Below are 5,312 nucleotides of genomic sequence, written 5' to 3' on the forward strand. Positions count from 1 at the left end.
CTACGTGAGCGAGATGATCACCTCGCGCGCGCTGGTCGAGCGCAACGAGACGACCATGCGGCTGATCCGGCATCACGAGTCCGAGACGCCGCGGTCCATTCAGCTCTACGGTGTCGACCCGAAGACGATCGCCGAGGCCGTGCGCATCATCGTCGCGGAAGACCATGCCGACCACATCGATCTCAACTTCGGATGCCCGGTGCCGAAGGTCACCCGCCGCGGCGGGGGAGCAGCGCTGCCGTGGAAGTCGAAGCTGTTCGCCGACATCGTCGACCAGGCGGTCAAGGCAGCGGGTGACGTGCCGCTCACGGTGAAGATGCGCAAGGGAATCGACAAGGATCACCTGACGTTCCTCGACGCCGGGCGCGCGGCGGAGGATGCCGGTGCAGCCGCCGTGGCCCTGCACGCGCGCACCGCGGGCGAGTTCTACTCCGGGCACGCCGACTGGAACGCGATCGGCGAGCTGAAGCAGGCCGTCACGAGCATCCCCGTGCTGGGCAACGGCGACATCTGGTCCGCCGATGATGCCGTGCGCATGATGGCGCAGACCGACTGCGACGGTGTCGTGGTCGGACGCGGCTGCCTCGGACGCCCGTGGCTGTTCGGTGAGCTCGCCACCGCCTTCGGTGGCGAGGGCAAGACGGTCGACGCCACGCTCGGGTTCGTCGCGAACGCCTTCCGTCGGCATGCCGAGCTGCTGGTCGAGTTCTTCGAAGACGAAGATCGCGGGTGCCGTGACATCCGCAAGCACGTCTCCTGGTATTTCAAGGGATACCCGGTCGGTGGTGACATCCGCACCGGGCTCGCCACCGCGTCCAGCCTCGCGGAGATCGACGACTTCCTCGGGCGACTCGATCACACCGCTCCGTATCCCGGTGCGGATGCCGAGGGGCAGCGCGGACGTTCCGGGCACCCGAAGCGGACGGCACTGCCGGACAAGTGGCTGGAGTCGCGGGAGCTCGCCTCGTCGGCATCGGAGATGATGCGTGGAGCGGAGATCGAGAACAGTGGCGGTTGATCCTCAGGTCGGCCTGCGCGCCGACGGTTACGACGCGCGCGACGCCGAGCGCTTCTTCGCGGAGACCCATCGTTCGGAGCGCAACGACTTCGCGCGCGATCGTGCACGCGTGCTGCATTCCGCAGCTCTGCGTCGGCTCGCCGCGAAGACACAGGTGCTGAGCCCGGCCAGCACGGCCGACTTCGCCCGCAACCGCCTGACCCACTCGCTCGAGGTGGCGCAGGTCGGACGGGAGCTGGCGGTCGCTCTCGGCGTCTCGGCCGATGTGGTCGACACCGCCTGCCTGAGCCACGACCTGGGCCACCCGCCGTTCGGACACAACGGCGAGCGGGCGCTCAACGAATGGGCGGAGCCGATCGGCGGCTTCGAGGGCAATGCCCAGTCGCTGCGCATCCTCTCGCGGCTCGAGGCCAAGGTGCTCGACGACGATGACCGCTCGGTCGGACTGAACCTGACGCGCGCCAGCCTCGACGCGACGTGCAAGTACCCGTGGACGGTCGACAGTCCGGTGCCGGATCCCGGTGGGCGGCTCAAGTTCGGCGTGTACCCCGAGGACGAGGCTGTGTTCCGGTGGATGCGCGAGGGAGCCCCCGGACGCCTGCGGTGCATCGAGGCCGAGATCATGGATCTCTCGGACGACATCGCATACTCGGTGCACGACTTCGAGGACGCGATCGTCAACGGATACGTCGACGTCGCGCAGCTGGCCGATCCGCGTGCGCACGATGCGCTGCTCGGACGCATCCAGCAGTGGGTGGGATACGACTTCACTCGCGACGAGTTGGCGGATGCGCTGTACCGCCTCTCGTCCCAGCCGATGTGGCTCGCGTCGTTCGACCGCTCACGGCAGGCGCTCGCCCGTCTCAAGAACCTGACGAGCGACCTGATCGGCCGCTTCGCCAAAGCCGCGGTCGCCGCCACCAAAGAGGCGTACGGAAGCACCGCTCTGGTTCGCTACAACGCGCATGTCGTCGTCCCGCGGGTGATCGAGGTCGAGATCGCGGTGCTCAAGGGCATCATGGGTCAGGCGATCGTCACGATCGAGGCTCGCAAGGGCGTGTACAAGGAACAGCGGCGCGTTCTGACGCGGCTCGCCGAGGCGCTCTGGTCGACAGACGCCCTGTGGTCCGCCGGGTCCGACGTGCTCGAGCCCGCGTTCGCTGCCGACTTCATCGCGGCGGAGAACGATGCCGAGCGCGCCAGGGTCGTCGTGGATCAGATCGCGAGCCTCACCGACCAGAGCGCGATCGACTGGCACAACCGGCTCGTGGGAGAGATCGATCCGGCCGAGGTGGGCATCTGGACTCCTCGTCACGCCCGACCCGGGGCTCGGGCGCACGCCGAGAGGCGGCCCATCGCCGAAGGGGCGCGCTGATGCCGCGGATCCGGCAGGCCGACGTCGACGAGGTCAAGGCGCGCACGAACATCGCCGACATCGTCGGTGAGCGTGTCGCGCTGAAGTCGGCGGGCGTGGGTTCACTCAAGGGACTGTGCCCCTTCCACGACGAGAAGAGCCCGAGCTTCCATGTGCGCCAGCAGGTGGGCTACTACCACTGCTTCGGCTGCGGCGAGTCGGGCGACGTCTACTCGTTCCTGCGCGAGATGGACCACGTCAGCTTCACCGAGGCGGTCGAGCGTCTCGCCGGCCGCATCGGGTACACGCTGCACTATGAGGACGGGGGAGCGGCACCGGAGACGAGCGGCCGCAGCCGTCTCTACGCGGCGAACACCGCGGCCGCGGAGTTCTTCCGCGCACAGTTGCTCACGCCGGATGCCGAGGCCGGCCGCCGCTTCCTCGGGGAGCGCGGCTTCGACGCCGGAGCCGCGGCGCATTTCGGCGTCGGCTTCGCGCCGCGCGGCTGGGACGGCATGCTCAAGGCACTCACCGCACAGGGCTTCACGCGCGAAGAGCTCAGCAACGCCGGACTGGTCTCCACCGGGCAGCGCGGCGTCTACGACCGGTTCCGCGGGCGCCTGGTGTGGCCGATCCGCGACGTCTCGGGTCAGACGATCGGCTTCGGCGCGCGCAAGCTCTTCGACGACGACAACGGCCCGAAGTACCTGAACACCCCGGAGACCCCGATCTACAAGAAGGCGCAGGTCCTCTACGGCCTGGACCTCGCCAAGCGCGACATCGCGCGTGGAGACCCCCGCCGCGTCGTCGTGGTCGAGGGCTACACCGATGTGATGGCCTGTCACCTCGCCGGCCTCACCACGGCCATCGCGACGTGTGGCACCGCCTTCGGCACCGACCACATCAAAGTGCTGCGGCGTGTGATGGGTGATGACAACGCCTCCGGCGAGGTCGTCTTCACATTCGACGGCGACGAGGCCGGCCAGAAGGCGGCGCTGCGAGCCTTCACGGAGGACGATCGGTTCAACGCGCAGACCTTCGTGGCGGTCGCCCCGGACGGGCTCGATCCGTGCGATCTGCGCCTCCAGCGTGGCGACGCGGCCGTTCGCGGGCTGATGGACACCAAGCAGCCGATGTTCGAGTTCGCGATCGACCGCAAGCTGGGCGGCTTCGATCTCTCCACCGTCGAGGGGCGCGTGGGCGCTCTGAGGGCTGCGGCGCCGATCGTGGCCGAGATCCGCGACCAGCTCCTTCGCCCGGGTTACGAGCGTGTCCTGGCACGGCGACTCGGGATGGATCCCACCGAGGTGCGTAGCGAGGTCGAGCGCGCGGCGCGTGGCGGTTCCACGCCGCAGCACTCGCGTCGCGAGGCTCCGCAGGTCGATCCCGCGACCGGGGCATCGGTCGTGGCGCCGGTCACACTCGCCAGTCTTCCGCGCAGCCCCGATGTCGCGGTCGAACGGGACGCGCTGATGGGTGCCCTGCAGTACGGGCATCAGGTCGATCAGGCCCTCCTGAATCGGGCGCTGGGCATGCCGTTCCGCACCCCGGGTCTCGACGCCGTGCGCGAAGCCGTGGCGGCGGCGCCCGACCGCACCAGGGCCGGCTGGGTGACGGAGGCCGTCAACAGCGTCCGCGAGCCCTACCGCTCGCTGGCGGGTGAGCTGCTGATGACGCCTTTCCCCGCGCGGGATGAGGAGCGCGCCGTCGCCACCGTGGCCGACCTCGCCCGACGACTCGTCCTGCGCCAGCTCGAGCGCGACAAGCAGGAGCTTCTCGGCGCCGTGCAGCGGGTGCCGGCGGATTCCGATGGGGGCCGTGCGTTGCGGATGCGCCTTCGCGACATCGATGCCGAGCGTCAGCGCTTCGCCGAGTCGTAACCCCGCCCTGCACCGCGAAGAAGGCAGGATGGACACATGTCCCGCAGGCCAGAATCCACGAACGCGATCGATTGCTCGGATCTCGTGATCGACCGGATCGGCCACGGGATGCCGACCCGCGCCGTTGACGGCGTCACCTTCTCTCTCGCTCCCGGGGGACTGATCTGCGTCGCCGGCCCCACGGGTTCCGGAAAATCCACTCTGGTCGCCGCTCTCGCGGGTTCCACCGACCCATCGGTGAAGGTCGTCGGGGGGAGCGCGCAGGTGTGCGGCGTCGACGTGCGCCGGCCGGGACGCAAGCACAGAATCCTCACCTACCGCACCGGCTTCGTGCCGCAGGGGGCGGGTGCCGACCTGCCGCCGCGGCTGACCGTCAATGAGGTCATCGCCGAGCCGATCCTCGTCCGCGAGCGCAAGGTCAACACCAAGGCGCTCTCGATCCGTGTGGCGACCCTCCTGGACGAGTTGCACCTCCCGCTCGGCACGGCGGCCAAGTTCCCGTACGAGCTCAGCGCCGGCATGCGCCAGCGTGTCGCGATCGCACGCTCGTTCGTCCTGGAGCCGAAGGTGCTGATCGCCGACGAGATCCTCGCGAACCTCGACCTCGAAGTGCGACCGGTGGTCTTCGACGCCATCACCAGACGCCGCAAGGAGCAGGGGATGGCAGCCCTGCTCGTCACCAACGATGCGGACTTCATCCGCGAGCTCAACGCCGAGACTCTCATGCTGCGTGCCGGTCATGTGGTCGCCCGTGGCGTCGGACGTGACCTGCTGTGGGTGCCGAATGCGGAGTCGGATTCTCGCCGCTGAGCACGACACGCCCGGCATCCGCGAAGGGTGCCCCGGTGTCATGAAGTCGGTCCGGAGTTTGCTAAGCTTGTCGAGTTGCCCGCTGAGCGGGCACATTCCTCGGTAGCTCAATTGGCAGAGCAGCCGGCTGTTAACCGGCAGGTTCTTGGTTCGAGTCCAAGCCGGGGAGCCAACGAGAAAAGCCCCCTCCACGGAGGGGGCTTTTCTCGTTCAGGCGCGGGATCGAGCGGTTGAAATGGAGAGAAGAGCC

4 protein-coding genes and 1 tRNA gene are annotated in these 5,312 nt (G+C 68.7%); all 5 read left to right on the forward strand.

Annotated features, from left to right (window positions below; genetic code table 11):
- A partial coding sequence (dusB, locus tag ACNPM4_RS09895) for a tRNA dihydrouridine synthase DusB (protein WP_448985544.1) occupies positions 1-1,018 on the forward strand: 1,018 nt, incomplete at its 5' end.
- Positions 1,008-2,393 (forward strand): deoxyguanosinetriphosphate triphosphohydrolase, encoded by a 1,386-nt coding sequence (locus ACNPM4_RS09900; RefSeq protein WP_029261736.1) that lies wholly within the window; start codon positions 1,008-1,010, stop codon positions 2,391-2,393. The genes dusB and ACNPM4_RS09900, both read left to right, overlap by 11 nt.
- Positions 2,393-4,252, forward strand: coding sequence for a DNA primase (gene dnaG / locus ACNPM4_RS09905; RefSeq protein ID WP_105710091.1), 1,860 nt, complete (start codon positions 2,393-2,395; stop codon positions 4,250-4,252). The genes ACNPM4_RS09900 and dnaG overlap by 1 nt, the downstream gene beginning before the upstream one ends.
- 36 nt (positions 4,253-4,288) lie before the next feature.
- Entirely contained in the window at positions 4,289-5,062 is a 774-nt protein-coding gene (locus ACNPM4_RS09910; RefSeq protein WP_029261738.1) for an ATP-binding cassette domain-containing protein, read from the forward strand.
- 96 nt (positions 5,063-5,158) lie between these two features.
- A tRNA-Asn gene (locus ACNPM4_RS09915) sits at positions 5,159-5,234 on the forward strand.
- The last annotated feature ends 78 nt before the right edge of the window (positions 5,235-5,312 follow it).

The organism is Microbacterium umsixpiens (assembly GCF_053543675.1).